This window comes from Ectobacillus polymachus, assembly GCF_048159605.1.
GTDB lineage: Bacteria > Bacillota > Bacilli > Bacillales > Bacillaceae_G > Ectobacillus > Ectobacillus polymachus.
Window position 1 is genome coordinate 1299233 of record NZ_JBLREB010000001.1, and the last position, 26422, is coordinate 1325654.

General features: G+C 38.9%; 25 protein-coding genes. All 25 read right to left on the reverse strand.

Going from position 1 to position 26422, the window contains the following annotated elements; translation table 11 throughout:
• Window positions 1-2: 2 nt before the first annotated feature.
• The 25 genes from pyrH to ACM5BR_RS06745 all read right to left on the reverse strand — a co-directional run bounded on the left by pyrH (window position 3) and on the right by ACM5BR_RS06745 (window position 26171).
• On the reverse strand, window positions 3-725 hold the full coding sequence (gene pyrH / locus ACM5BR_RS06625) for a UMP kinase (protein ID WP_416826854.1): 723 nt from the start codon (window positions 723-725) through the stop codon (window positions 3-5).
• Between the two features lie 118 nt (window positions 726-843).
• Window positions 844-1731, reverse strand: coding sequence for a translation elongation factor Ts (tsf, locus tag ACM5BR_RS06630; protein WP_416826855.1), 888 nt, complete (start codon window positions 1729-1731; stop codon window positions 844-846).
• Between the two features lie 265 nt (window positions 1732-1996).
• Window positions 1997-2698: a 30S ribosomal protein S2 gene (gene rpsB, locus ACM5BR_RS06635; protein WP_416826856.1), complete on the reverse strand. Its 702-nt coding sequence runs from the start codon at window positions 2696-2698 to the stop codon at window positions 1997-1999.
• A gap of 535 nt (window positions 2699-3233) precedes the next feature.
• Window positions 3234-4013 carry a GTP-sensing pleiotropic transcriptional regulator CodY gene (codY, locus tag ACM5BR_RS06640; protein ID WP_416826857.1) on the reverse strand — a complete coding sequence of 260 codons (780 nt, stop codon included), beginning with the start codon at window positions 4011-4013 and terminating at the stop codon, window positions 3234-3236.
• Window positions 4014-4085: 72 nt separating this feature from the next.
• A complete protein-coding gene (gene hslU, locus ACM5BR_RS06645) occupies window positions 4086-5480 on the reverse strand; it encodes an HslU--HslV peptidase ATPase subunit (protein ID WP_416826858.1) in 1395 nt (464 codons plus the stop codon).
• Between the two features lie 16 nt (window positions 5481-5496).
• Entirely contained in the window at window positions 5497-6039 is a 543-nt protein-coding gene (gene hslV / locus ACM5BR_RS06650) for an ATP-dependent protease subunit HslV (protein WP_416826859.1), read from the reverse strand.
• A 145-nt stretch (window positions 6040-6184) separates the two neighbouring features.
• Window positions 6185-7081, reverse strand: coding sequence for a tyrosine recombinase XerC (xerC, locus tag ACM5BR_RS06655; protein WP_416826860.1), 897 nt, complete (start codon window positions 7079-7081; stop codon window positions 6185-6187).
• A 67-nt stretch (window positions 7082-7148) separates the two neighbouring features.
• Window positions 7149-8453 (reverse strand): FADH(2)-oxidizing methylenetetrahydrofolate--tRNA-(uracil(54)-C(5))-methyltransferase TrmFO, encoded by a 1305-nt coding sequence (gene trmFO, locus ACM5BR_RS06660; protein WP_416827857.1) that lies wholly within the window; start codon window positions 8451-8453, stop codon window positions 7149-7151.
• 47 nt (window positions 8454-8500) lie between these two features.
• Entirely contained in the window at window positions 8501-10579 is a 2079-nt protein-coding gene (gene topA, locus ACM5BR_RS06665) for a type I DNA topoisomerase (RefSeq protein ID WP_416826861.1), read from the reverse strand.
• A gap of 152 nt (window positions 10580-10731) precedes the next feature.
• Window positions 10732-11604, reverse strand: a complete 873-nt coding sequence (gene dprA / locus ACM5BR_RS06670; RefSeq protein ID WP_416826862.1) for a DNA-processing protein DprA — start codon at window positions 11602-11604, stop codon at window positions 10732-10734.
• 71 nt (window positions 11605-11675) lie between these two features.
• Window positions 11676-12578, reverse strand: coding sequence for a succinate--CoA ligase subunit alpha (gene sucD, locus ACM5BR_RS06675; RefSeq protein ID WP_416826863.1), 903 nt, complete (start codon window positions 12576-12578; stop codon window positions 11676-11678).
• 12 nt (window positions 12579-12590) lie between these two features.
• The gene (gene sucC, locus ACM5BR_RS06680) at window positions 12591-13751 is read right to left on the reverse strand and encodes an ADP-forming succinate--CoA ligase subunit beta (protein ID WP_416826864.1); all 1161 of its coding nucleotides are present in this window, start codon (window positions 13749-13751) and stop codon (window positions 12591-12593) included.
• 279 nt (window positions 13752-14030) lie between these two features.
• Window positions 14031-14798 (reverse strand): ribonuclease HII, encoded by a 768-nt coding sequence (locus ACM5BR_RS06685; protein WP_416826865.1) that lies wholly within the window; start codon window positions 14796-14798, stop codon window positions 14031-14033.
• 95 nt (window positions 14799-14893) lie between these two features.
• Window positions 14894-15748, reverse strand: coding sequence for a ribosome biogenesis GTPase YlqF (ylqF, locus tag ACM5BR_RS06690; protein WP_416826866.1), 855 nt, complete (start codon window positions 15746-15748; stop codon window positions 14894-14896).
• Between the two features lie 13 nt (window positions 15749-15761).
• Entirely contained in the window at window positions 15762-16319 is a 558-nt protein-coding gene (lepB, locus tag ACM5BR_RS06695) for a signal peptidase I (RefSeq protein ID WP_416826867.1), read from the reverse strand.
• Window positions 16320-16387: 68 nt separating this feature from the next.
• Entirely contained in the window at window positions 16388-16732 is a 345-nt protein-coding gene (gene rplS, locus ACM5BR_RS06700; protein ID WP_416826868.1) for a 50S ribosomal protein L19, read from the reverse strand.
• Between the two features lie 161 nt (window positions 16733-16893).
• Window positions 16894-17622, reverse strand: a complete 729-nt coding sequence (gene trmD / locus ACM5BR_RS06705) for a tRNA (guanosine(37)-N1)-methyltransferase TrmD (protein ID WP_416826869.1) — start codon at window positions 17620-17622, stop codon at window positions 16894-16896.
• On the reverse strand, window positions 17619-18137 hold the full coding sequence (rimM, locus tag ACM5BR_RS06710) for a ribosome maturation factor RimM (protein ID WP_416826871.1): 519 nt from the start codon (window positions 18135-18137) through the stop codon (window positions 17619-17621). Before rimM ends, trmD begins: the two co-directional genes overlap by 4 nt.
• A 171-nt stretch (window positions 18138-18308) precedes the next feature.
• On the reverse strand, window positions 18309-18581 hold the full coding sequence (gene rpsP, locus ACM5BR_RS06715; RefSeq protein ID WP_416826872.1) for a 30S ribosomal protein S16: 273 nt from the start codon (window positions 18579-18581) through the stop codon (window positions 18309-18311).
• Window positions 18582-18708: 127 nt separating this feature from the next.
• Entirely contained in the window at window positions 18709-20052 is a 1344-nt protein-coding gene (gene ffh, locus ACM5BR_RS06720; RefSeq protein WP_416826873.1) for a signal recognition particle protein, read from the reverse strand.
• A gap of 12 nt (window positions 20053-20064) precedes the next feature.
• A complete protein-coding gene (locus tag ACM5BR_RS06725; RefSeq protein ID WP_416826874.1) occupies window positions 20065-20394 on the reverse strand; it encodes a putative DNA-binding protein in 330 nt (109 codons plus the stop codon).
• Window positions 20395-20513: 119 nt separating this feature from the next.
• Entirely contained in the window at window positions 20514-21494 is a 981-nt protein-coding gene (ftsY, locus tag ACM5BR_RS06730; RefSeq protein WP_416826875.1) for a signal recognition particle-docking protein FtsY, read from the reverse strand.
• Between the two features lie 15 nt (window positions 21495-21509).
• A complete protein-coding gene (gene smc, locus ACM5BR_RS06735; RefSeq protein ID WP_416827858.1) occupies window positions 21510-25073 on the reverse strand; it encodes a chromosome segregation protein SMC in 3564 nt (1187 codons plus the stop codon).
• A gap of 52 nt (window positions 25074-25125) precedes the next feature.
• Window positions 25126-25863 (reverse strand): ribonuclease III, encoded by a 738-nt coding sequence (rnc, locus tag ACM5BR_RS06740; protein ID WP_416826876.1) that lies wholly within the window; start codon window positions 25861-25863, stop codon window positions 25126-25128.
• Window positions 25864-25937: 74 nt separating this feature from the next.
• A complete protein-coding gene (locus ACM5BR_RS06745; RefSeq protein WP_416826877.1) occupies window positions 25938-26171 on the reverse strand; it encodes an acyl carrier protein in 234 nt (77 codons plus the stop codon).
• Window positions 26172-26422 lie beyond the last annotated feature (251 nt).

A 26422-nucleotide genomic window follows, 5' to 3' on the forward strand; every position in this document is an offset into this window, starting at 1 on the left:
CATTATTTCCCCCTTACGATTGTTCCGATATTTTCACCAAGAACAGTACGTTTAATATTTCCTTCTTCCATAACTGAGAATACAATTAAAGGAATATCGTTATCCATACATAGAGAGGAAGCGGTAGAATCCATTACAGCAAGCCCTTCTTTTAAGACGTCTAAATACGTTAATGTTTCGTATTTAGTTGCAGAAGCATCTATAGTTGGGTCTGCACTGTATACTCCATCCACATTGTTTTTCGCCATAAGAATAACATCTGCTTCAATTTCTGCCGCGCGAAGAGCAGCCGTCGTATCAGTAGAGAAATAAGGGTTACCTGTACCTGCTGCAAAAATAACGACGCGTTTCTTTTCTAAGTGGCGAATGGCTTTTCGTCTTATATACGGTTCAGCCACTTGACGCATTTCAATTGACGTTTGTACACGCGTTTGTATACCTAAATTTTCAAGGCTATCTTGAAGAGCAAGGGAATTCATTACCGTTGCTAGCATTCCCATGTAATCAGCAGTCGCACGGTCCATTCCCATTTCACTGCCTATTTTACCTCTCCAAATGTTTCCACCTCCAACAACTACTGCAACTTCAACATCAAGCTCAACGATTTCCTTGACTTGTTTCGCAATAGACATAATAATGGATGGATTTATTCCAAAGCCGCGCTCCCCAGCTAAAGCTTCTCCACTTAGCTTTAGGACAACGCGTTTGTATTTTGCTTGACTCATAACGAACCTCCATTTGCTTGAATGATACTACCCTAGAATACGGAATCGTATCAGTACGATTTTCTAAAGTATTATTCTAAAAAAGGGAACACGAAGTGTTCCCTTCTCTCATTCGAAATTAGTTATTGCCTTTTACTTGGTTCATTACTTCTTCAGCAAAGTTATCTTGGCGTTTTTCAATACCTTCACCAACGCTGTAGCGAACAAAAGTTTTTACTGTTGCACCTTTAGCTTGTACATATTTACCAACTTTAACATCTGGATCCTTAACGAAGCTTTGATCCACTAAGCAAATTTCTTCGAAGAATTTATTAAGACGACCTTCAACCATTTTCGCTACGATTTTTTCAGGCTTGCCTTCATTTAATGCTTGTTCTGTTAAGACTTTACGTTCGTGCTCGATTTCTGCTTCTGAAACCGCGCTGCGATCCGCATATTTAGGATTTACAGCAGCAACGTGCATAGCAACATCTCTTGCTATTGCTTCATCAGAAGTGCCACCAAGAACAGTTAAGGTACCAATACGGCCACCCATATGAAGATATGCACCGAATGCATCTCCATCTTCTTTTGAAAGAACTTCAAAACGACGAAGAGTTAACTTTTCACCGATTTTAGCAATAGCAGCATTAATATATTCTTCAACAGTCGTTCCCGTTGTCATCGTTTGAGCAAGGGCTTCTTCTACTGTAGCAGGGTTTGCTGCTAAAATATGATCTGCTAATTCTTTTGTTAGTGCTTGGAATCCTTCATTTTTTGCAACGAAGTCCGTTTCAGAGTTTACTTCCAAAATAACAGCTTTGTTACCATCCGCTTTAATAAATGTTAACCCTTCAGCAGCAATACGATCTGCTTTTTTGGCAGCTTTTGCAATACCTTTCTCACGTAGAAAATCAACCGCCTTATCCATATCGCCATTCGTTTCCGTTAACGCCTTTTTACAGTCCATCATACCAGCGCCAGTCGTTTCACGAAGTTGTTTTACCATTTGAGCTGTAATCGCCATTATCATCATCCTCCTATTGTGTATGTATACATAAGAAAGCAAAATCGGCTAACTTAGCTCCAATGGATAGAAGTTCTTCCAACTAAAAAGATTTATTTACCTTCTTTTAGAAGGAAGGTTTTCCACCCGATGAAGCTAGCCGATGCAACTAGACATCTCCGAAAAGCGGAAACCATTTACTTTGTCCCACTTCAAAGCATGTATTTATTTCTTAAAAAAAAGGTGATAAAAGGCCTTAACCCCTTATCACTTTTTTCATTCTTACTTACGCAGTAACAGTTTCTTCCCCTTGTTTTGCTTCAAGGATCGCATCTGCCATTTTAGCAGTAAGAAGTTTAACAGCGCGAATTGCGTCATCGTTAGCAGGGATTACGTGGTCGATTTCATCTGGATCACAGTTTGTATCAACAATTCCGATTAATGGAATGTTCAATTTGCGTGCTTCTGCAACAGCGATACGTTCTTTACGAGGATCCACGATGAAGATTGCATCTGGAAGACCTTTCATATCTTTAATACCGCCTAAGAATTTTTCAAGACGTTCTAATTCTTTTTTCAATTGAACAACTTCTTTTTTAGGAAGTACGTCGAATGTTCCATCTTCTTGCATTCTTTCGATGTCTTTTAAACGTTTAATACGTTTTTGAATTGTTTGGAAGTTTGTTAACGTTCCACCCAACCAACGTTGGTTTACGAAATACATTCCAGCGCGCAATGCTTCTTCTTTAATTGCATCTTGCGCTTGTTTTTTCGTACCAACGAAAAGCACGTTTCCGCCATTTGCTGCGATTTCTCTCATTGTGTTGTATGCTTCTTCAACCTTTTTAACGGTCTTTTGAAGGTCGATGATGTAGATACCGTTACGTTCTGTAAAAATGTAACGTTTCATTTTTGGGTTCCAACGGCGAGTTTGGTGACCGAAGTGAACACCTGCTTCAAGCAATTGTTTCATTGAAATTACTGACATGTATAGTTCCTCCTGAATGGTTTTTTTCTCCTCCGTTCACTTCAACTTTGCACGCAACTGCAAAGGCAGCACCAGCATACAAATCAGTGAACGTGTGTTGTGTATTCACACCAGAGATTACTATAACATAACACGATATCACAATCAAGTCGTAATTAAAAAGAAAAGCAAAATCGACTTGTTCAGGCCCATAGGGCAGAAGTTCTCCGCACAAAAAGGCGTCTTTTGGCCTTTATGGGCGGAGGTTTTCTGACCGGAGGGACTAGTTGATTTTGCTAGACAACTCTAGAAAAGCAAAATCGACTTGCTCAGCCCCGTAAGGCAGAAGTTCTCCGCACAAAAAGGCGTCTTTTGGCCTTTATGGGCGGAGGTTTTCTGACCGGAGGGACTAGGCGATTTTGCTAGACAACTCTAGAAAAGCAAAATCGACTTGCCAACACCCACAGGGCAGAAGTTCTCTGCCCAAGGTCGGGAGGTTCCAACTAATAAAAAACCCTCTTTGCCTATTGCAAAGAGGGGGAATGCAAGATTAAGATTAATTTGATTTTAGCTTTGCTAATTCAATTAAGAATTTATTATTTAATACTTTGATGTACGTACCTTTCATTCCAAGTGAGCGTGATTCAATTACTCCGGCACTCTCTAGCTTACGAAGTGCATTTACAATAACAGAACGAGTAATACCTACACGATCCGCAATTTTACTTGCTACTAGAAGGCCTTCAGTACCATTTAATTCATCAAAAATATGTTCAATTGCCTCAAGTTCACTATATGATAAAGAACTAATGGCCATTTGTACAACAGCTTTGCTTCGTGCTTCTTCTTCAATTTCTTCTGCTTTTTCGCGTAAAATTTCCATTCCGACTACTGTAGCCCCGTATTCTCCCAAAATCAAATCATCATTTGAGAAAGAATCAGTTAAACGAGCTAATACAAGCGTACCTAATCGTTCTCCACCTCCGACAATTGGAACGATTGTCGTTAAACCTGTTTCAAATAAATCTTTATTCTCAACAGGAAAAGCAGTATAAGGACTGTCAATTCCTAAGTTAGGAGAAGTTTCTGTAATATTAAACAAGTTTTTTGTATATTCTTCAGGAAATTGACGTTCAGCAAACATTTTTTTAATACGATCATTTTCTATTTGTTGATAAACCTGGTAGCCTAGTAGTTTACCGCGGCGGCTGACAATAAAAACATTTGCTTCAATTACTTCACATAATGTATCAGCCATTTCTCTAAAGTTCACAGGTCTTCCTGCGGTTTGCTGCAGCAAAGCATTTATTTTTCTTGTTTTTTCTAATAGTGCCATTATTCTTTTTTCCTCCCAAAATTCAGGTTCATTTCTATTACTCGGAAACCAGGACGAAACACCTGTATATTTTTATAGTATAAATTGACTTACATCTTTGTCTTTTGCAATAGATGCCAGTTTTTCATCAACGTATTGTGGCGTAATTACTATTTTATTCATCGTAATTTCTGATGCTTCAAATGATAAATCCTCCAAAAGTTTTTCCAAAATTGTGTGAAGTCTTCGAGCACCAATGTTATCTGTATCCTGATTCACTTGATATGCAATTTCTGCAATTTTACGAATAGCATCGTCAGAAAATTCAATTTCTATACCTTCTGTTGCTAACAAAGCAGTATATTGCTTAAGAAGTGCATTATCAGGCTCGATTAAAATTCTCTCAAAGTCTTCAACCGTAAGTTTTGACAACTCCACACGAATTGGAAATCGCCCCTGCAATTCAGGAATTAAGTCTGATGGCTTTGACATATGGAAAGCTCCAGCTGCAATAAACAGAACATGATCTGTTTTCACAGAACCGTATTTCGTAACAACGGTCGATCCTTCTACAATTGGAAGGATATCACGTTGCACTCCTTCACGCGATACATCAACACCTCCGGACTGTTTACCGGCAATTTTGTCAATCTCGTCGATAAAAATAATTCCAAGCTGTTCTGTACGGTAAACAGCTTCTTGTGCAACTTCGTCCATATCAATTAAGCGCTGTGCCTCTTCATTTGTCAATACTTTTCGAGCTTCTTTAACAGAAAGTTTTCTTTTCTTCTTTCGCTTTGGTAAAAGATTTCCAAGAGCATCTTGAAAATTCATCCCCATTTGTTCCATACCTGTGCCTTGCAGCATGTCAAACATAGAGGATTGTTGTTCTTCTACTTCAATCGTTATGATTTCATCCTCAAGTAGTCCTGCAGCAAGTTTTTGTTCTATTTCCTTACGACGCTGTTGGTTTCCATCTTCCTCTTGCTCATTATCACTTTTCGTATCTGTATTTTGATAGCCCCCGAATAACATATCGAGCGGGTTCTTAAAGCTTTGTTGTTTTTTGGAGCTCGGAACTAAAATGTCAACAATACGTTGATTTGCTTGTTCTTCCGCTTTATCTTGTACTTTATCTACTTTTTCTGACTTTATTATACGAACAGACGTCTCCATTAAATCGCGTATCATAGATTCAACATCACGTCCGACATAACCGACCTCTGTAAATTTCGTAGCTTCTACTTTAATAAATGGTGCACCTACAAGTTTTGCAAGTCTTCTAGCTACTTCTGTTTTCCCTACCCCTGTTGGACCAATCATCAAAATATTCTTAGGTGAAATTTCGTCGCGAATGTTCTCGTCAAGTAAACTTCTACGATAACGATTTCGAAGAGCTACAGCAACTGCCTTCTTTGCAGCTTTTTGACCAATAATGTATTGATCTAGCTTCTCTACAATTTGACGCGGTGTATAATGTAAATGCATTACTGTATACCTCCCTTTACAATTCCTCAACAATAATGTTTCCATTTGTGTATACACAAATTTCGCTAGCAATTTCAAGACTTGCCTTCGCTATTTCACTAGCAGATAGATGGTCACCTGAATACCGTTTTAGAGCCCGACCAGCAGACAGCGCGTAATTCCCACCCGAACCTATGGCTAAAATGCCATCATCTGGTTCAATCACTTCACCTGTTCCAGATATTAGAAGCATGTTTTCTACATCCATTACAATAAGAAGGGCTTCTAACTGACGCAGCATTTTATCACCGCGCCATTTTTTTGCCATTTCAACGGCTGCTCGCTGTAAATTACCATTATACTCTTCAAGCTTTCCCTCAAACATTTCGAATAAAGTAAAGGCGTCTGCAACAGAACCAGCGAAACCAGCTAGTACTTTCCCTCGAAACAAACGGCGAACTTTGCGTGCTGTATGTTTCATTACAACTGCATTGCCCATCGTAACTTGGCCATCTCCTGCCATTGCACACTTACCATTATGATGAATTGCAAAGATCGTTGTAGCATGAAAGGTTCCCATACGTATTCTCCTTTATCATTAAAATTACACAGATTCCATATACACTTTACATGAATAATCATTACAAAATAAGAACCGTTAGCATTGATTAGTTTTTTTTACCAACCACAATACATTATATGAGCATTTTCTATTTCTAGCATCATTATGCTCTTGGATGATGTTCCATATAAACCGAACGCAGCCTTTCCTTCGAAACATGCGTATAAATCTGGGTTGTGGATAAGTGAGCATGTCCAAGCAATTCCTGCACCGTTCGTAAATCAGCACCTTCATTAAGCATATGAGTAGCAAATGTATGACGAAGCATGTGAGGACTTATGTGTAGATTGAGAGCAGTTTTACCCATCATGTCATTTAAGATATAACGGACGCCTCGATCAGTTAATGGATGTCCCTTACTATTTAAAAATAGAGCACCCTTTTCCAGTTGATTATGTAATAACACTTTTCTTCCTTCTTGTATATACAGATGTAACATTTCTTGTGCGTAGCTGCCGAACGGAACAAAGCGTTGTTTATTTCCTTTTCCTGTAACTAAAATCGTTTCCATTTGAAAATCAATATCTTGTAAAGACAAGCTACAACATTCACTTACACGAATCCCGGTAGCATATAAAAGTTCAAGAATTGCTTGATTACGCTGGCCTAGCGGAGTATGAATATCCGATATTTCAAAAAGCTTAGCTATCTCTTCTTCATATAAAAAATGCGGGATTACTAATTCTTTTTTAGGTAGTGATGCAAGAAGAAACGGATTCTCTTTACAATATTCCTCTCTCATGAAAAAGCGATATAAACTTCGCATACATGAAATCTTTCTTGCAACAGATCGTCGCGCTAGCTTTAAATCATGCAGCTTTGTCAAATATAAACGAACATCGCTATAGGTAACACTTTGAAAGGAAGGGATACATTCACTTTTCATAAAGGAAACAAATTGCTCGGAATCTTCCCGATAACTTAAGATTGTAAGTTTTGAATAGTTACGTTCGATTTGCAAATACTCAAAAAATTGATGAAGACTTTCTTGATTGTCCATTATCTCCCCACCTAAAGCAAAAGCTACTAAATACTATCACAGTTTAGTAGCTCTTGCAAGAATCTAATTAAATATTTACAAAATTTTGAATCGTTTCCAAAGCTCGGTTGCTATATGCTTCATACCGTTCTAACTTTTTCTTAATTTTCGTTTCCAACGGCGGAAATAAACCAAAATTCGCATTCATCGGTTGGAAATGTTTCACATCCGTATTCGTAATGTAATGGGCCATACTTCCCATAGCTGTTACAGGAGGTATAACGACTGGCTCTTTCCCTTGTACAAGTCTAGAAGCATTTATACCTGCAAGCAAGCCTGATGCAGCAGATTCTACATACCCTTCTACTCCCGTCATTTGACCAGCGAAAAATAAATCATCGCGTCCTTTAAACTGATAAGTTGGTCGAAGAAGCTTCGGAGAATTCAAGAATGTATTTCGATGCATTACACCATACCTAACAATTTCTGCTTGTTCCAATCCTGGAATAAGACGAAATACTTCTTTTTGTGCTCCCCACTTCATGTGTGTTTGAAATCCTACGATGTTATAGAGTGTTCCTGCTGCATTGTCTTGGCGTAATTGGACAACTGCAAATGGCGTTTCACCAGTTCTCGGATTTTCTAATCCAACTGGCTTCATAGGACCGAATAATAACGTTTGTTTACCACGTTTTGCCATTACTTCAACTGGCATACAGCCTTCAAAATAAACTTCCTTCTCAAATTCTTTCAAAACAGCTACTTCTGCAGTAACTAATGCATCATAGAATCGATCAAACTCTTCTTCTGTCATGGGACAATTTAAGTATGCCGCTTCCCCTTTATCGTATCTTGACTTTAAGTATACTTTATTCATATCGATGCTCTCTTTTTCAACAATTGGAGCCGCAGCATCATAAAAATAAAAATAATCTTCCCCGGTCAATTTCTTTAACTCGTCAGCAAGTGCTTTAGAAGTAAGCGGGCCCGTTGCAATTACGGTTGCTCCCTCAGGGATTTCTGTAATTTCATCGTTAATAACAGTAATATTGGGATGGTTTTTGACGTACTCTGTGACTCTCCCTGCAAATTCGTGTCGATCTACAGCAAGTGCACCACCTGCTGGTACAGCACATTCATCTGCCGCTCGAATGATTACTGAATCAAGACGACGCATTTCTTCCTTTATCACTCCGACCGCATTTGTTAGTGAATTCGCACGAAGTGAATTGCTACATACAAGCTCTGCAAATTTATCAGTATGATGAGCAGGCGTCTGTTTTACCGGTCTCATTTCATATAGACGAACCTCGACGCCGCGCTTTGCAATTTGATAGGCTGCTTCGCTACCCGCTAAGCCAGCTCCTATTACATTAACTACAACCATTACTATCAATCACCCTTCTTCTAAATATCCGAAAAAAATGTGAGCTGGCTAGCTCACATTTGCTGTATTTCTTTGTAATCACACGAAACACATTGTACTTGAACACCTTTTTTCAGCTTTTTCTCTACAAGCATCCCATCACATTTTGGACATGTACGCGGAAGTGGCTTATCCCACGATACAAAGTCGCAAGATGGATACTCGCTGCAGCCATAAAAAATACGTTTTCTCTTATTACTGCGGCGTTCAATGATTTGACCCTTCTGACATTTAGGGCATGTAACCCCAATTTCTTTTACGATTGGTTTCGTATTTCGACAATCAGGAAAATTCGAACAAGCCATAAATTTTCCATAGCGTCCCATCTTAAATACCATAGGACTTCCGCAAATATCACAATCTTCACCTGCTGGTTCATCTTTTATTTCCACTTCTTGCATCTCTTTTTCTGCTATAACTAGATGCTTTTCGAAGCTTCTATAAAATTCATCAACCACATGTACCCAGTTTTCTCTACCATCCTCAACTTCATCTAAGCTATGTTCCATGTTAGCCGTGAATTCAATATTAATAATTTCTGGAAAAAACGCTAGGATGAGTTCAATTACAATTTCTCCAAGCTCTGTCGGTACAAACCTTTTATTATCTAAGGATACATAACCACGTCTTTGAATCGTTTCGAGCGTAGGAACATAGGTTGATGGTCGCCCGATACCAAGCTCCTCTAATGTTTTTACTAATCGTGCTTCTGTATATCGTGGAGGCGGCTGTGTAAAATGCTGCTTCTGTTCAATTTCTCCCGCACTTACCACTTCCTCTACTTCCATTGGTGGGAGCAGGCGATCCTTTTCCTCCCGTTCATCATCAGTAGATTCCACATACACTTTCATAAAGCCAGGAAATTTTACAACTGATCCGTTTGCACGAAATTGTACCGACTGATTCGTAAGTGAAACCGTAACTGTATCCATTATAGCAGGAGCCATCTGACTCGCAATAAAACGCTCCCAAATCAATTTATATAAACGGTATTGGTCACGACTTAACAATGCCTTCACATCGTCAGGAGTGCGCAGCGTAGAAGTAGGACGAATCGCTTCGTGGGCGTCCTGTGTATTATTTTTTTTCACTTCTTTACGTTTTTCTGCATTTACATAGGCTTCTCCATAGCGTTCGATAATATACGAACGAGCCTCAGCTTGTGCTGTATCTGAAATCCGAGTTGAATCCGTTCTCATATATGTAATAAGACCAACCGTTCCTTCTTTCCCTAGATCCATTCCTTCATATAGTTGTTGTGCGAGCATCATCGTTTTCTTTGCTCGCATATTAAGCTTCCTCGCTGCTTCCTGTTGTAAAGAAGAAGTAGTAAACGGCAAGGCAGGATTACGTTTCCGTTCCTTACGAGTTACGTTTTCAACTATAAATTGCTTTGTTTTTAATTGAGAAAGTATGTCCTTTACATCAGATTCACTATGCAATTCTTTCTTTTCTCCGTTCACACCGTAAAAAGAAGCTTCAAAGACTTCATTATCTTTTTCAAATTTTGCTTTAATCGTCCAAAATTCTTCCGGTATGAAAGATTTTATTTCTCTTTCCCGTTCCATAATAAGACGTACAGCAACGGATTGTACACGACCCGCACTTAGCCCCTTTTTCACTTTCTTCCACAATAGTGGACTCATATTATAGCCAACTAAGCGATCCAGTACTCTACGTGCTTGCTGTGCATCTACTAGATCCATATTAATGGCACGAGGGTGTTTAAATGATTCCTTGATTGCATCTTTTGTTATCTCATTAAAAACAACGCGGCAATCTGAAGATGTATCAACTTGAAGCATATTTGCTAAATGCCAAGCAATTGCTTCTCCTTCGCGGTCGGGGTCAGCTGCGAGATAAACTTTCTTCACTTTTTTTGCAGCTAGCTTTAAATCTCTTAATACCGGTCCCTTCCCACGAATTGTAATATATTTAGGAGTATAATTATTGTCTATTTCAATGCCCATTTGACTTTTTGGTAAATCACGAACATGTCCCATGGATGCTATTACTTTGTATTTTTTTCCAAGATATTTTTCTATTGTTTTCGCCTTGGATGGCGACTCTACAATTACGAGGTAATCTGACATTCTAGTGCCTCCTTAAGAGGGGAATTCAAGTATTCATTAGTATTATGGATTCGCCTTCTTTTAATAAATCAAGAATGAATATAAAATAACATAGATAAGGAGGGACTTGTCAACCATTCTTTTCATAAAAGTTAAAAAATGTTTAATATCGACTAGTTTCGTGTCAATTCTTCGACAATATCCGTAGAATGGATAACAAGTTTCGCTCCCTGTTGAATAAGTCGATTACTTCCGACAGTAGAGGATAGATGGATAGGTCCTGGTACAGCAAATACTTCTCGATTTTGTTCTAAAGCACAATCTGCTGTAATAAGCGATCCACTTCGCTCTTGTGCCTCTACAATCAAGACCCCTAATGATAGTCCACTTATAATACGATTTCTCTTTGGAAAATACCATTTTTGAGGGGGAAAGGAAGGGGGATATTCACTTAGGAGAAGAAGGTTTTTTCCCCACTTCTGTAATGCTTTATAATTCGCTAAAGGGTAGATATGTGATAATCCTCCTCCTAGCACAGCAATTGTACTTCGATCGTGCTCTAGTGCGGTCATATGTGCCACTGTATCAATTCCGTAAGCCAATCCGCTTACAATAAGCCAATCTTCCCGCAGTAACGAACGAAGAATGGCGCGTAAGCTATTTAACCCATTCGTAGACGGCCGTCTCGTCCCAACCACAGCTAACGTATTCGTGTGCTTCAAAAAATCCTGGTTTCCTTTCCCATATAGCACAAATGGCGGATCAGGTATTTCTCGAAGCAGCGTTGGATAATTGTCATCCCATATCGTTACGTAAAAAACGTTCTGCTCTTGTAATGTTTCCTCAACCTGAGATGACGAAGTAGAATGGAGATGATGGTAGAGGCGATCTGCTTTTTGAGGAGTAAGCTGAAGATAAGAAATCATTTCAGATGGAGTTAGCAAATACATAGTTTCCAATTGTGAATCCATTCGAATAAGCTTCGCAATCAAGTGCCAGTCATCTGCTAATAAAGAATGAACATGGAGAAGATGCTTTCGTTTCATAAAGGGCTCCTTTCTAAAGTACAACGATTGAAAACAAAATGGTGCCTTAGGTTGGGCACCATTCTATCCCTTTAACGCACTTTACACGTTTCCAATATTCCATTTTCCTTCAAAACGGCAATAAGTGTTTCACCCATAACAGATGGAGTTGGTGCGACTGTTATACCACACTCGTTCATCACTTTAATCTTTTCAGCAGCCGTTCCCTTACCACCTGAAATAATTGCTCCAGCATGTCCCATACGCTTTCCTGGAGGCGCGGTTTGACCACCAATAAAACCAACAACAGGTTTATTCATATTTGCACGCACCCACTGTGCTGCCTCTTCCTCTGCTGTTCCGCCAATTTCTCCAATCATAATAACCGCATGCGTATCTTCATCTTCATTAAATGCTTTCAGTACATCAATAAAATTCGTTCCGTTAACCGGATCTCCTCCAATTCCAACTGCAGTTGATTGGCCAATTCCTGCTTGTGTTAGCTGATGAACAGCTTCATACGTTAATGTACCAGAACGAGATACGATTCCAACATGACCTTTCGTATGAATATATCCAGGCATAATTCCAATCTTACATTCATCAGGTGTAATAATTCCTGGACAATTCGGGCCAAGTAATCGTGTTTTTTTACCTTGCATATATTTTTTAACTTTAATCATATCTTGTACTGGAATGCCTTCCGTAATGGCAATAACTAAATCAAGATTCGCATCTACTGCCTCCATAATGGCATCTGCAGCAAATGCAGGCGGAACATAAATAATAGAAACGTTAGCTCCCGTCTCACTTACCGCCTGGCTAACTGTATGAAATACAGGAACCCCAGCTACAACTGTCCCACCTTTTCCAGGAGTGGCACCACTTACTACCTTCGTCCCATATTCAAGCATTTGCGTTGTATGAAATAAACCTTGTTCACCTGTAATGCCTTGGACAATAACTCTTGTATCTTTATTAACGAAAATACTCATTATTTTCCCCCTTTAGCCTACTAGCGCAACAATTTTTTTTGCGCCATCAGCCATGGATTCAGCAGCAGCAATATTTAATCCAGATTCATTTAATAGCTTCTTCCCTAATTCTACATTTGTCCCTTCTAAACGAACAACAAGTGGAAGTGTAAGACCCATTTGCTTTGTTGCCTCAATAATTCCAGCAGCAATCACGTCACACTTCATAATGCCACCAAAAATATTAACAAAAATACCTTTGACATTATGGTCTGATAAAATAATTTTAAATGCTTCTGTAACTTTTTCAGCGGTTGCTCCACCGCCAACGTCAAGAAAATTAGAAGGATCCCCGCCGTAATGCTTGATAATGTCTAATGTTGCCATAGCTAGACCGGCTCCGTTAACCATGCATCCAATATTCCCATTTAAGGAAATATAGCTTAAATTAAACTTAGATGCTTCAATTTCTTTGGGATCTTCCTCATCTAAATCACGGTATGCAAGAATATCTGCTTGACGGTATAACGCATTGGAATCGAAGTTCAGTTTAGCATCCAACGCCAACACATTACCATCTCCCGTAACAACTAAAGGATTAATTTCTGCTATCATACAGTCTTTGTCCACAAATACTTTATATAAACCTATCATAAATTTTACTGCTTTATTAATGAGAGAATTCGGTATGTTGATATTGTATGAAATACGACGAGCTTGAAATTCTTGGAGTCCAACTGCTGGATCAATGTATTCTTTAAATATTCTTTCAGGCGTATGTTCTGCTACCTCTTCAATTTCTGTACCGCCTTCTTCAGACGCCATTAAAACAATTTGAGATGTAGAACGATCAAGAACAAAACCGACATAGTATTCTTTCTGAATATCGCACCCCTCTTCAATAAGTAAGCGCTTTACTATTTTGCCAGATGGTCCCGTTTGATGCGTAACAAGATTTAGCCCTAGCAGTTGTTCTGCATATGTACGAACCTCATCTAGATTTCTCGCAATTTTCACGCCGCCAGCTTTGCCGCGTCCCCCTGCATGAATTTGCGCTTTCACTACTACTACATTTGAACCTAAATCTTTTGCTGCTTCAACAGCTTCTTCTACTGTAAAAGCAACTCTACCATTGGGTACGGATACGCCATACTGTCTAAGAATTTCTTTCCCCTGATATTCATGTATATTCATTTCCCCCAGCCCCCTTTGCTGTCGTAAAATAAATTTACTCAATTATATTCTATTGTAAAAGCACGGGACTGTCTAGAATATAATGACAAAAATGATAAAAAATATGTAAATAAATAGGATGATTTCAAATTTTTCTTACATTTGAGTTCTTTACTGCATTCTTGAAACTCGTATTTCTTCCTATATTATTTAACATATTTTTTTATGCTAATTATGAAATAAATTCTGTTACTGTTTCTTACAATTGAGACAGAAAAAAATCATAGAATAGTAGATTTATCAGTCTAGCATGTCTTTAATAGGTGCAAACGACTTACGATGAAACGGCAAGATGCCATGCTTATGTATCGCCTCTAAGTGTTCCTTCGTTCCATACCCCATATTTCGTTCAAATCCGTATGAAGGATATTCTTTCCCTAGCTTCTTCATCATTCGATCTCGCGTTACCTTGGCTACAACGGAAGAAGCTGCTATCGAGATACTTTTACAATCACCTTTAATAATCGACGTTTGCATCAATTCGACAGGTAGCTTCATAGCATCAATAAGAAGATGCTCAGGTGTAATAGACAGATTAGAAATTGCTAGCATCATAGCTTGCTTTGTCGCTTGATAAATGTTAATTTCATCTATTCGTTCTGCAGGGACAACACCAACCCCTACAGCAATAGCATGCTCTTGTATATAATCAAAAAATTGGTCTCGTTTTCCTTCACTTAATTGCTTGGAATCATTTAAACCAGGAAGGAAAAAAGACTCAGGCAATACTACCGCTGCTGCAACTACCGGACCAGCTAATGGACCTCGTCCGACTTCATCTATTCCTGCAATCCAATTTACACCTTGGCTATGTAGGGAAGCTTCATACTTTGTCATCTCAATAAAATGATCTTGCATTGCTAGATCTTTCTCTTTCCTTTTACGCCATCTCTTTACAAGGGTCTGTACTCCTTTTCGTTCATCTTGCAACAATTCCATAAAACGCTCATCTTTCTCCGACGTTATATCTTCTAAAAGAATCCCGATATCATGAATGGTTTTCCCCATAAAAAAATCCTCCTCTATCTATAACAAAACGGCTCTGAAAAACGCCGATTTTTATTATTAACTAAAAAAAGAAAGGCACGCCTATGCGCACCTTTCTATGCTGTTGCTTCCGGCCCTTCTAACGTTAGACGTCCCAATTTCCCTGCCCGAAGCTCTCGTAGAACGAGCTCCGCGGTTTTATCATAATCTACAATACCACCACTCATAATACACCCTCGATGTTTCCCAATTGCATCAAAGAGCTCAACAATATCATCTGGTATGTCAGTTAATTGATAGCGCTCCATCAGTTGATTTGGATAATGCCCGGATAAAAACCGGAGAGCATACACGGCGATGTCCTGCAAATTAAGAATAGCGTCTTTAATCGCCCCTGTCGTTGCAAGACGATAACCAACAAGCTCGTCTTCAAACTTCGGCCATAATACCCCAGGTGTATCTAAAAGTTCCATCTCTTTCCCAACCTTTATCCATTGTTGAGCAGTCGTTACACCAGGGCGATCTCCTGTTTTTGCAATGTTCTTTTTTGCAAGCTTATTAATTAATGTTGATTTTCCTACGTTAGGAATACCTACGATTAATGCACGTACAGCACGGGGCTTTACGCCCTTTGCAATCAACTTTTCAAATTTTTCTTTTACTAACTCTTTTGATGCAGCCGTTATTTCCTTCATTCCTTGACCTGCTTGTACATTTAAAGCAATTGCTTTAAAACCTAAGCCATGAAAATATTGGATCCATTTATTCGTCATTCGTTCATCCGCTAAATCGGCTTTTGTCATAACAATAAGACGCGGCTTATTTGCTAAAATATCATCAATCATCGGATTACGTGAAGACATTGGCAAACGTGCATCAACTAGCTCGATTACAATATCAATAAGCTTTAGTTTTTCTACTATTTGTCGTCTTGCTTTTGCCATATGACCTGGAAACCATTGAATCGTCATTCGCGCTTCCTCCCTACGGATGTTGAATTATGCGAGCATCTGAAAACGGCCAATAAACGATACTCGTTGTCCCAATAACTTGATCAATCGGCACCGTTCCAATCGTTCGACTATCCTTGCTAAATCGACGATTATCTCCCATTACAAATAGCTGTCCTTGCGGCACTGTTTTCTGCCCTGTAATTTCCTCTAATTTAAAATCATAGGTGAGGGGCCCATCTTTCACTTGCTTTTTATATGAATTAAGATATGGTTCTTCATATGGTTTTCCGTTTATATAAAGGACATCATTTTTATACTCGATCGTGTCTCCTGGTAAACCAATAATGCGTTTGATGTAGTCTTTGTCTACAGTCGCTTTAAATACAATGATATCAAAACGCTGCGGCTCACCTATCTTATAGCTAAATTTGTTCACTATCATACGATCATGGTTATGTAATGTTGGCATCATTGAAGTACCATCAACTAAAATGGGGGCCAAGAAAAAATAGCGGATAATAGCCACAAATGTGATTGCTGCAACAAATGCTTTTATCCATTCCCATATTTGGTTTTTTTCCTTTGCCATGAACGCCCCTCCACTACTTGCTGTTATTGGAAAAAGGGAGCTTGCTATCACAAGCTCCCACATGTTCATTATCGAATTTCTTTAATTCTAGCTTTTTTACCGCGAAGGTTACGTAAGTAGTACAATTTAGCACGACGAACTTTACCGCGGCGAATTACTTCTAATTTCGCAATACGTGGTGTATGAACTGGGAATGTACGTTCAACTCCAACACCGTAAGATACTTTACGAACGATAAACGTTTCACTAATTCCGCCTCCGCGACGCTTAATAACTACGCCTTCGAAGATTTGAATTCTTTCACGAGTACCTTCTACTACCTTCACGTGTACGCGAACTGTGTCACCAGGACGGAATGACGGTAAATCTGATTTTAATTGGCCCTTTGTAATTTCATCGATTACATTTTGCATATTATTTTCTCCTTCCAAACGGACGCTCTTACAAGCCTATTCGCAATTGCAGCGGAACATCCTGGTTAACGACTTATATAAGTCACAGATGATATCATAGCATATTATATATACAGATGCAATAGCATACAAGTATGATTTATTAGAACTGTTAAGGATTTTTACTTGTCTAATTTAAACTCTTGTAGCCATGCTCTTTCTTCGGCTGTTAATTCGCGTTTTTCCAATAAATCCGGTCGGCGTAAATACGTTCTTCGAAGCGACTCTTTGTGACGCCATTGCTCTATTTTTTGATGGTTACCTGAAAGAAGAACGTCTGGTACCCTTAATCCACGAAATTCAGCTGGACGCGTATAGTGAGGATGCTCAAGCAGTCCTGTACTAAATGAATCTTGGACAGAAGATTGTTCATTTCCTAGCACCTCCGGCAGAAGACGGACGACACTATCTGTCACAGTCATAGCAGCTAGCTCTCCACCCGTTAATACAAAATCGCCTATTGAAATTTCATCCGTGACTTTCATCCGTATCCGCTCGTCATAGCCTTCATAATGACCACAAATGAAAATTAAATGCTCTTCACGAGCTAGTTCTTCCGCTTTCTCCTGCGTGAATCGTTCTCCTTGTGGACACATCAAAATAACGCGAGGCTTCTTAGACGATTCAGATAGGCTTTCTACAGCATCAAGAATAGGCTGAGGTGCAAGGACCATACCCGCTCCGCCGCCGTATGGATAATCATCAACGTTATTGTGTTTATCATTGGAATAATCACGAAAATTAATAACATTGAGTGAAACTGCCTGTTTCTCCTGTGCCTTTTTTAAAATAGAAGAACCAAATACACCTGTAAACATCTCAGGAAATAAAGTTAAAATATCTATTTTCATTCTAACAATCCTTCCATCAATGCAATTGTCACAAGCTTTTCTTTTGGCTTTATTTGTAAGACAACTTGATCAATATATGGTATATATACTTCTTTCCCATTCTTTTGTTTTACAACCCAGACATCATTTGCACCTGGTGATAGAATTTCGGTAATGGTACCAATTTCTTCTCCGCTTTCGGTACTAACACGGCAGCCGATTATTTCATGATAATAATATTCTCCCTCATCTAATTCTACTAGCTGCTGATCTGACACCTTCAATAAAGCACCTTTAAATTGTTCCACATCATTCACGTCATCATAGCCATCAAATGTGAGTAGATCAAATGCCTTATGAACACGATGGGAAGTTACCGTTACTTCAATTGGCTCAAAGCTAGTTTCCTTAAACACAAATAACTTGTTGCCAACCTTATAGCGTTCCTCTGGAAAATCAGTACGTGACATAACACGAAGTTCCCCTCTAATACCGTGGGTGTTTACGATTTTTCCTACATTCAACCATTTTGCCATTGTATTCACTCCTGTTAAGGTTTATGGCTTTATTATTTATTAAATCAAAACATTTTAATAAAAAAGGGAGAGGAACACTCCCTCACCCTTTTTATTATACATTTCGAATGTACATTCTGAATTCGTTCCTTTAAGACAGGATACATACATTCCTGTTTCTCAAGAATCTTCTTATTTATTTAATTTAGATAAGTGGAATTTTTCAAGGATTCCTTGGTTAGACAAAATGTTACGAACTGTATCAGATGGTTTTGCACCATTTTTTAACCATTCTAATGCACGTTCTTCATCGATTTTTACCTCTGCAGGTTGTGCAACTGGATTGTAGAACCCAATTTCTTCAATGAAGCGTCCATCACGAGGAGAACGAGAATCTGCTACTACTACACGATAGAAAGGAGACTTTGTTGCTCCCATACGTTTTAAACGAATTTTAACTGCCATTTATAAAGCACCTCCGAATTTGTTTCACACAGATAATTATATTATCAAATATGGTATTCCTTTGTAAAGTATAAATTCTTAACAGAACATTATTTTCTGTTTTTTTTTCAAATTCCAAGCCAATCAATTACATAAATGGAAATTTAGGCATGCCTTTTTTCTTACCCTTTTGCATACTCGTCATAGATTTCATCATTTTTTTCATGTCTTCAAACTGCTTTAATAGACGGTTTACTTCTTGAACAGACGTTCCGCTACCTTTAGAAATTCTCTTTTTCCGACTTGCATTAATGATTTCTGGCTGCTCCCGTTCTTTTTTCGTCATAGAACGAATAATAGCTTCTACATGTCCAATTTGCTTATCATCCACTTGAACATTTTTGAGGCCCTTCATTTTATTAGCACCTGGAATCATATTTAAAATTTCATCAAGAGGACCAAGTTGTCGAACTTGTCCTAGCTGTTCAAGAAAGTCATCCAATGTGAATGATTGAGAAAGCATTTTTTGTTCGAGTTCTTTTGCCTTTTCTTGATCCACAGCAAGCTGTGCTTTTTCAATTAATGTTAGCACATCACCCATACCTAAAATACGAGAAGCCATGCGTTCAGGATGGAATGGCTCTAGTGCATCAAGCTTTTCGCCTAAACCGACAAACTTAATTGGCGTATTCGTAACAGCTTTAATAGACAACGCTGCACCGCCACGCGTATCCCCATCAAGCTTTGTTAAAACAACCCCTGTTAAACCAAGTTGTTCATGAAAACTCTCGGCAACATTTACAGCATCCTGACCTGTCATGGAATCGACAACAAGGAAAATTTCATCTGGTTTTGCTACTTCCTTTACCTGCTTCAGTTCATCCATAAGCTGTTCATCAATATGCAATCGACCTGCAGTATCAATAATTACATAATCATTATGATCTTGTTTTGCCTGTTCAATTGCTTGCTTCGCGATTTCAACCGGACTCACTTTGTCACCTAAAGAAAATACAGGCATACTAAGCTGTTTACCAAGGGTCTCTAGCTGTTTGATAGCTGCTGGCCGATAAATATCTGCTGCTACAAGAAGAGGGTTGCGGTTATGCTTCTTGCGCAATAAATTAGCAAGCTTCCCAGTTGTAGTTGTTTTACCAGCACCTTGCAGTCCTACCATCATAATAACCGTAGGAGGACGATTGGAAACAGCAATCTTACTCTGCTCACCACCCATAAGCTCTGTGAGTTCTTCTTGTACAACTTTAATAACTTGTTGTCCAGGTGTTAAGCTTTTCATTACTTCTTGTCCAACAGCACGTTCAGATACTTGCTTGACAAAGTTTTTTACTACTTTAAAATTAACGTCTGCTTCTAATAGGGCAAGACGAACTTCACGCATCATTTCTTTTACGTCGGCCTCGGATACTTTCCCTTTACCGCGAATTTTTTGCAATGTCAGTTGAAGTCGGTCGGCCAATCCCTCAAATGCCATAGTGCCGCCCTCCTACTCTAAATTTTCAATTGCTTCAACAATTTGTAGTAGCTCTTGTTTCGGACTGTCTTCATTAATGAATGATTTCAGCTGTTCGATTAGACGTTTCCGCTCTTGAAACTTCTGGAGCAGAACGAGCTTTTCTTCATATTCTTCCAGCATAGTCTCCGTACGCTTAATATTATCATATACAGCTTGGCGGCTTACCTGAAATTCTTCAGCAATCTCGCCAAGAGATAAATCATCTAAATAGTAAAGAGACATGTAGCTTCTTTGCTTCGGGGTTAACAACGATTGGTAAAAATCAAATAGATAGTTAATTCTCGTTGTTTTTTCGAGCATGCTTCATCATCCTTTGTTAAGTAAATTACCTTTACAAAACTAGTTTACAAAATCTTATTTGTACTGTCAAGTACTTTCCCTTTCATAGTAGATTCTAACAAGGGAAAATCAACTTATCTTTATTCTGCATCAATTAAATCAGCAAATAACCCATACACATATTGCTGTGGATCAAATTCCTGCAAATCGTCCATTTGTTCCCCTAGTCCTACAAGTTTAACCGGTACATCCAATTCTTTACGGATTGCTAATACGATACCGCCCTTTGCCGTACCATCAAGCTTAGTTAGAACAATACCCGTTACATTGGTAGCTTCGCGGAACGTTTTTGCTTGGCTTAGCCCATTTTGGCCGGTTGTTGCATCCATAACTAGCAATACTTCATGTGGAGCACCTGGTACCTCACGTTCAATGACACGCTTTACCTTCTCTAATTCCTTCATTAAATTCACTTTATTTTGGAGCCTTCCAGCTGTGTCACAAAGCAATACATCCATTTTACGAGTTTTAGCTGCTTGAATAGCATCAAACATAACAGCTGCTGGATCCGATCCTTCTGATTGTCTAATTACATCTACACCGACACGTTCTCCCCATACTTCAAGTTGCTCAATCGCTCCAGCACGAAATGTATCACCAGCTGCAAGTAGAATAGATTTTCCATCCTGCTTAAGCTTATGTGCCAGCTTTCCAATTGTCGTTGTTTTCCCAACACCATTAACTCCGACAAATAAAATAACCGTTAAACCCTTATCTTGGATATTTAATTTGTTTTGGAATGACCCACCTTCATAAATTTCCACTAGTTTTTCAGAAATCGTGCTTTGTATCTCACGTGGATCTTGAATGTTGCGACGTTTTACTTCCTCTTTAAGCTGATCAATGAGCTCCATTACAGTTGAAACTCCTACATCTGCACCGATTAAAATTTCCTCTAATTCCTCAAAGAAATCTTCATCAATTTTCCGATAGCGGTATACAAGATCATTTACCTTACCAGCAAAGGAATTTCTCGTTTTTTGCATACCTTGTTTAAACTTGTCTGTTACAGAACTTGTCTGTTGTGAGATTTTTTCTTTTAGTTTATTAAAAAAACTCATATGCACCTTTCCTTTCTACTCTGCAAATACCTGATCTTTTTCATCAAGTCTAACTGATACAAGCTTAGATACACCTGATTCTGGCATCGTAACCCCATATAGCACATCGCACTCTTCCATCGTTCCTTTTCGATGGGTAATGACGATAAATTGAGTGGCATTACTAAACTGTTTTAAATATTGTGCAAATCTAGATACATTGGCTTCATCAAGTGCTGCCTCTACCTCATCGAGGATACAAAAAGGAACAGGACGAACGCGTAAAATAGCAAACAGTAGTGCAATGGCAGTGAAGGCACGTTCTCCTCCTGATAATAGCCCTAAATTTTGCAGCTTCTTACCTGGTGGCTGTGCAACAATCTCAATACCTGTTGAGAGTATATCATTTCGATCTGTCAAAACAAGATCTGCGTGTCCCCCACCAAATAATTCGCGAAATACAACTTGAAATTGGGATCTAATGGCTGTAAAAGTATGTGTAAATCTCTTCTTCATTTCCTCGTCCATCTCACCAATCACCTGGTATAGCGTTTCCTTTGCCTCTTGTAAGTCGCTCTGCTGTTCTAATAAAAAGTTATATCGCTGCGAAATACGATCGTATTCATCAATTGCACCTAAGTTTACTGTACCAAGTTCCTCTATGCTTGCCTTTATCATTTTGACTCGTTTCCTTGCGTCATCTGCAGGTATTGTCATCAAATATTTCGCCTTTGCAGCTTCAAAGGAAATAGAATAGGATTCCTGAAGTTCCTTCAAGCGATTATCCAATTCTACATCTAAGCGGTTTACCTGTACTTCTTGTTCTTTCATAACTTGCAGTAAATATTTTTGCTGACGCTTTTCTTCCTTTACCTCTTGTTCTAGCTTTTCTTGATTTTCCTGAAGAGTAAAACGCTGCTCTCGACGTTTGCTAATCAACTCAGTCGAACGATTGCGCTCGGAAGTCTTTACTTGAATCATAGCAGAAAGTTGCTCTTCTCCGCTAGAATTCGAAGTCATTTCTTGCTCTAAAAAAGATAAATCTTCTTTCGTTTGTACAAGCAATTGCCTCATGGAATGATCATCATCCTCTAGCCGAGCTACTTTTTCTTGCTGGTTAGCAAGGCGTTGCTTTTGCTTTGCTAATTCTACTTTTAATTCCGTTATTTCACTTTGCATTGCTTCTTTCGAGGCGGCTTGTTCATTTTTCTGCTTGGAAAGTTTCTCTATTTCATCGTCGTACGTAACAAGGGTATTCGCTAAATGCTGTAGCTTTTCTTCCAATTCTTGTTTTCGCTTTTCAATGTTGGATTGATCTTGTAAATAGCCTTCCATTTCAAGATCATAGATAGCTAAGCGGTCATTTACACGATGTTCCTCAGCCTCTACTTGCGTTATTTGATTCGTTAGTTCTTGATCATTATGACGCATAGCATCCCATTCATTACGATATTGGATGATTCGATTTTCTTCATCCGTTATCTTTTGTTTTAAGGCACGAACATGATGTTCTAAGCTGTTCGTTTTTTCTTCCATTTCATGAAGTTTAACAGAGACAGTCTCTAATTCTCGCTGTCGGCTTAACAGAGACGTTTTCGCCTGTTTAACCGCCCCGCCGGTCATTGCACCGCCTGGATTTACAATATCCCCCTCTAACGTTACAATGCGATAACGATAGTGTATGAGTCGTGCCAATTCATTGGCACCCTTTAAATCTCGTGCTACAAGTACCGTACCGAGAATACTTTGAATGATGTTCTCAAATCGCTTCTCAAACTGAATCAGATGAGCGGCAATACCTAGGAAAGATGAATGCCCTTTTGCCGCATACAATGCTTCCGGTGTAACACTTTTTCCTTTAATAATTGATTCCGGCAAAAACGTTGCACGTCCATATTGATTACGTTTTAAATAGGAAATTGCATTTCTTCCATCCTCTTCTGTTTTCACAACTATGTGTTGCATAGCTGCACCAAGAGTAGTTTCAATTGCTACCTCATACTCAGCCGGTACCGAAATAAGCTCTGCAACCGCTCCTTCTATCCCATGCAGATCATTTCGAGCCTTCAGTACTTCACGAACGCCTTGATAAAAGCCTGTATAATCCTCTTGCATCTCTTCCAGCATTTCTTTACGCGAACGTGTTTTTTGTAAAAACTGATATGCCTGATATAGCTTCCCTTCACTATCATTTCGTTCACGCTTTAAACGTTCAAGCGTTTCCTCTGTTTCATGCAGACGTGCTTTATGTTTCTCTAGCTTCGTTTTAAGCTCTGTATAGTTTTGTAACAAGCTTTGTTTGCGTGCTTGAATTTCAGAACGCATATGTACATATTTTTCATTTTCTTCATCTAGCTTTTTATTTTTAGACTCTCGCTGTTTCGTCTGTTCTTCGATAAGGGAGTGCTCATTTCGCAGACCAGCTTGCTCATTTAATAGCTCAATATAATCGCCCTTTAATGTTTCGATACGTTCATCTAAATTATGTTCAAAGGTTTGGATAGCTGTAAGCTTTGCTTGCAATCGTGTTTGTAATTCTGTAACTTGCGTCGTTAATTCTTGAAATAGCCCACGTTCACCAGCAATAGATTGTTCAGATTGCGAAAGTTTTTCTGTAAGCTGAAGGATTGTTTCATTAAGCTTTGAACAGTTTTCAGTACCATTTTTTTTGCGTTCCTTTAGTAATTCTCGCTGTCCCTCTAACTTTTCTAATTCTTTACTAGAAAGAAGCAATACTTCCTGCAATGCTTGTATCGACTCATCGATAGCTTGGGTGTCAGCTCGCATTTTTTCAACATTCGCTTCATCACTTTGCAGCTGCGAACTTAAAGCCAGTTCTTTATCCTTGTTTCCCTCTAGTTGCTTTAATAATGTTTCCCATTTTTCATGCAAATCCTCAATTTCAAATACGATGAGGGCCGCTTCTACTCGCTCTAATTCTTCCTTTTTTTCTAAGTAGTCTTTGGCTGCTGATGCTTGCATAGCCAGCGGTTCTATTTGATCGCTTAGCTCATGAATAATATCTTCAACACGATTTAAATTATCTTGCGTTTCTTCGAGCTTACTTTCCGCTTTCTTTTTACGTGTTTTATATTTTAGTACGCCGGCCGCTTCTTCAAAAATACCACGACGATCTTCTGGCTTACTGCTAAGTATTTCCTCGACTTTACCTTGACTTATAATAGAAAATGCTTCACGTCCCATACCTGAGTCCATAAATAAGTCGACGATATCTTTTAAACGACAAGATTGCTTATTAATAAAAAAGTCGCTGTCTCCCGAGCGATACACACGTCTTGTTACACTGATTTCATTATAGTCAATTGGAAGACGTTGATCTTCATTGTCAAGTGTTAGCGTAACTTCCGCCACATTTAATGGTTTTCGCGTATCACTTCCAGCAAAAATAATATCTTCCATCTTTGCTCCTCGAAGTGACTTTACCGACTGTTCACCTAGCACCCAACGAATTCCGTCCGTAATATTGCTTTTCCCACTTCCATTCGGTCCAACAACAGCCGTTACGCCTGGAACAAAATCAATGGATACTCTGTCTGCAAATGATTTAAATCCAATGATTTCTAATCTTTTGAGGAACATCTCTACTCCCCCTTTATGCATAATGAATCCCCCTACCTCTAGGGGGATTCTGTTATGGATGTTCTTTCAATTTTTTTAATGCTTCTGATGCTGCATGCTGTTCTGCTTCCTTCTTCGATCGTCCCGTTCCCATACCTAATATTTCACCATTTAGCGTAACATGAGAAACAAATTCACGGCTATGAGCAGGACCTTTTTCATGCAGTATTTCATACTCTATACTTCCGTTACCTTCTCGTTGAATTAATTCTTGAAGTTGACTTTTAAAATCCATCACATGAGAAAAAGCACCTTCATTGATCTTAGGATAGACGATTTCCGTTAGAAAATTCCAGACAACCGCTAGGCCTTGATCTAAATAAAGAGCACCAATAAATGCTTCAAACACATCCGCTAGCAAGGCAGGTCGTTCCCGGCCGCCTGTCATTTCCTCACCTTTTCCTAAGAGCACAAATTCACCAAATGATAGCTCATTTGCAAATTGCACAAGTGAAGGCTCGCATACAATAGAAGCACGGAGTTTTGTTAATTCCCCTTCGCTCATAGTCGGATATTTTTGAAACAAATATTGCGAAACAGTAAGTTCAAGAACTGCATCTCCTAGAAACTCTAAACGCTCATTGTCTTCATGAGGTTTTTTACGATGCTCATTCACATACGATGAATGGGTAAAAGCCTGAATTAATAGTTTTTCATTCGTAAATTCAATTCCAATTTGCGATTGGAATTTTTTAAAAGCTTCACGATATTTTACATTATACCTATTATCTTTATGTCTTCTGTATGGCATAGGCTCCTCCTGGATATCTATCCGCATATATATACTGAGAAAGCCCCGCTATCAGGCGGGACTTACCCAAAATATTATAGGTGGCTCTCTATGTAAGAAACAGCATCGCCAACAGTAGCGATTTTTTCTGCATCCTCATCAGAAATTTCCAATTCGAATTCATCTTCAAATTGCATTACAAGTTCCACTACGTCTAAGGAATCAGCACCTAAATCTTCCTTAAAGCTTGCTGAAGGGATTACTTTTGTTTCATCGACATCAAGACGATCAACAATGATTTTTGTTACACGTTCTAAAGTAGTTGCCATGGTTGTTCACCTCCCCTCAAATCATTATATTAAATAATTCCCGAAAAAACTAGAACAAATCCATGAGTTTTATATTTACATAAAAGGAGACATTCCATGCAGCATATGAAACCTTCTGTCCTGCGGAGCTGGGCGAGCTGGGTTCTGCTTTTCATTGGTGGCCAGTTCCAGCAGCTTGCTCCTTCCGGCCTCCGGAGCAGGGCGAGCCGGGTTCCACTTTTCTTGGTGGCCAGCTCCATCGGCTAGCCCCT

Coding starts and splice junctions, on each gene's coding strand:
- pyrH (WP_416826854.1), bottom strand. CDS start 725: ATGAGTCAAGCAAAATACAAACGCGTTGTCCTAAAGCTAAGTGGAGAA.
- tsf (WP_416826855.1), bottom strand. CDS start 1,731: ATGGCGATTACAGCTCAAATGGTAAAACAACTTCGTGAAACGACTGGC.
- rpsB (WP_416826856.1), bottom strand. CDS start 2,698: ATGTCAGTAATTTCAATGAAACAATTGCTTGAAGCAGGTGTTCACTTC.
- codY (WP_416826857.1), bottom strand. CDS start 4,013: ATGGCACTATTAGAAAAAACAAGAAAAATAAATGCTTTGCTGCAGCAA.
- hslU (WP_416826858.1), bottom strand. CDS start 5,480: ATGCATTTACATTATACACCGCGTCAAATTGTAGAGAAGCTAGATCAA.
- hslV (WP_416826859.1), bottom strand. CDS start 6,039: ATGGGAACCTTTCATGCTACAACGATCTTTGCAATTCATCATAATGGT.
- xerC (WP_416826860.1), bottom strand. CDS start 7,081: ATGGACAATCAAGAAAGTCTTCATCAATTTTTTGAGTATTTGCAAATC.
- topA (WP_416826861.1), bottom strand. CDS start 10,579: ATGTCAGATTACCTCGTAATTGTAGAGTCGCCATCCAAGGCGAAAACA.
- dprA (WP_416826862.1), bottom strand. CDS start 11,604: ATGAAACGAAAGCATCTTCTCCATGTTCATTCTTTATTAGCAGATGAC.
- sucD (WP_416826863.1), bottom strand. CDS start 12,578: ATGAGTATTTTCGTTAATAAAGATACAAGAGTTATTGTCCAAGGCATT.
- sucC (WP_416826864.1), bottom strand. CDS start 13,751: ATGAATATACATGAATATCAGGGGAAAGAAATTCTTAGACAGTATGGC.
- ACM5BR_RS06685 (WP_416826865.1), bottom strand. CDS start 14,798: ATGGGGAAAACCATTCATGATATCGGGATTCTTTTAGAAGATATAACG.
- ylqF (WP_416826866.1), bottom strand. CDS start 15,748: ATGACGATTCAATGGTTTCCAGGTCATATGGCAAAAGCAAGACGACAA.
- lepB (WP_416826867.1), bottom strand. CDS start 16,319: ATGGCAAAGGAAAAAAACCAAATATGGGAATGGATAAAAGCATTTGTT.
- rplS (WP_416826868.1), bottom strand. CDS start 16,732: ATGCAAAATGTAATCGATGAAATTACAAAGGGCCAATTAAAATCAGAT.
- trmD (WP_416826869.1), bottom strand. CDS start 17,622: ATGAAAATAGATATTTTAACTTTATTTCCTGAGATGTTTACAGGTGTA.
- rimM (WP_416826871.1), bottom strand. CDS start 18,137: ATGGCAAAATGGTTGAATGTAGGAAAAATCGTAAACACCCACGGTATT.
- rpsP (WP_416826872.1), bottom strand. CDS start 18,581: ATGGCAGTTAAAATTCGTTTAAAACGTATGGGAGCAACAAAGTCTCCT.
- ffh (WP_416826873.1), bottom strand. CDS start 20,052: ATGGCATTTGAGGGATTGGCCGACCGACTTCAACTGACATTGCAAAAA.
- ACM5BR_RS06725 (WP_416826874.1), bottom strand. CDS start 20,394: ATGCTCGAAAAAACAACGAGAATTAACTATCTATTTGATTTTTACCAA.
- ftsY (WP_416826875.1), bottom strand. CDS start 21,494: ATGAGTTTTTTTAATAAACTAAAAGAAAAAATCTCACAACAGACAAGT.
- smc (WP_416827858.1), bottom strand. CDS start 25,073: ATGTTCCTCAAAAGATTAGAAATCATTGGATTTAAATCATTTGCAGAC.
- rnc (WP_416826876.1), bottom strand. CDS start 25,863: ATGCCATACAGAAGACATAAAGATAATAGGTATAATGTAAAATATCGT.
- ACM5BR_RS06745 (WP_416826877.1), bottom strand. CDS start 26,171: ATGGCAACTACTTTAGAACGTGTAACAAAAATCATTGTTGATCGTCTT.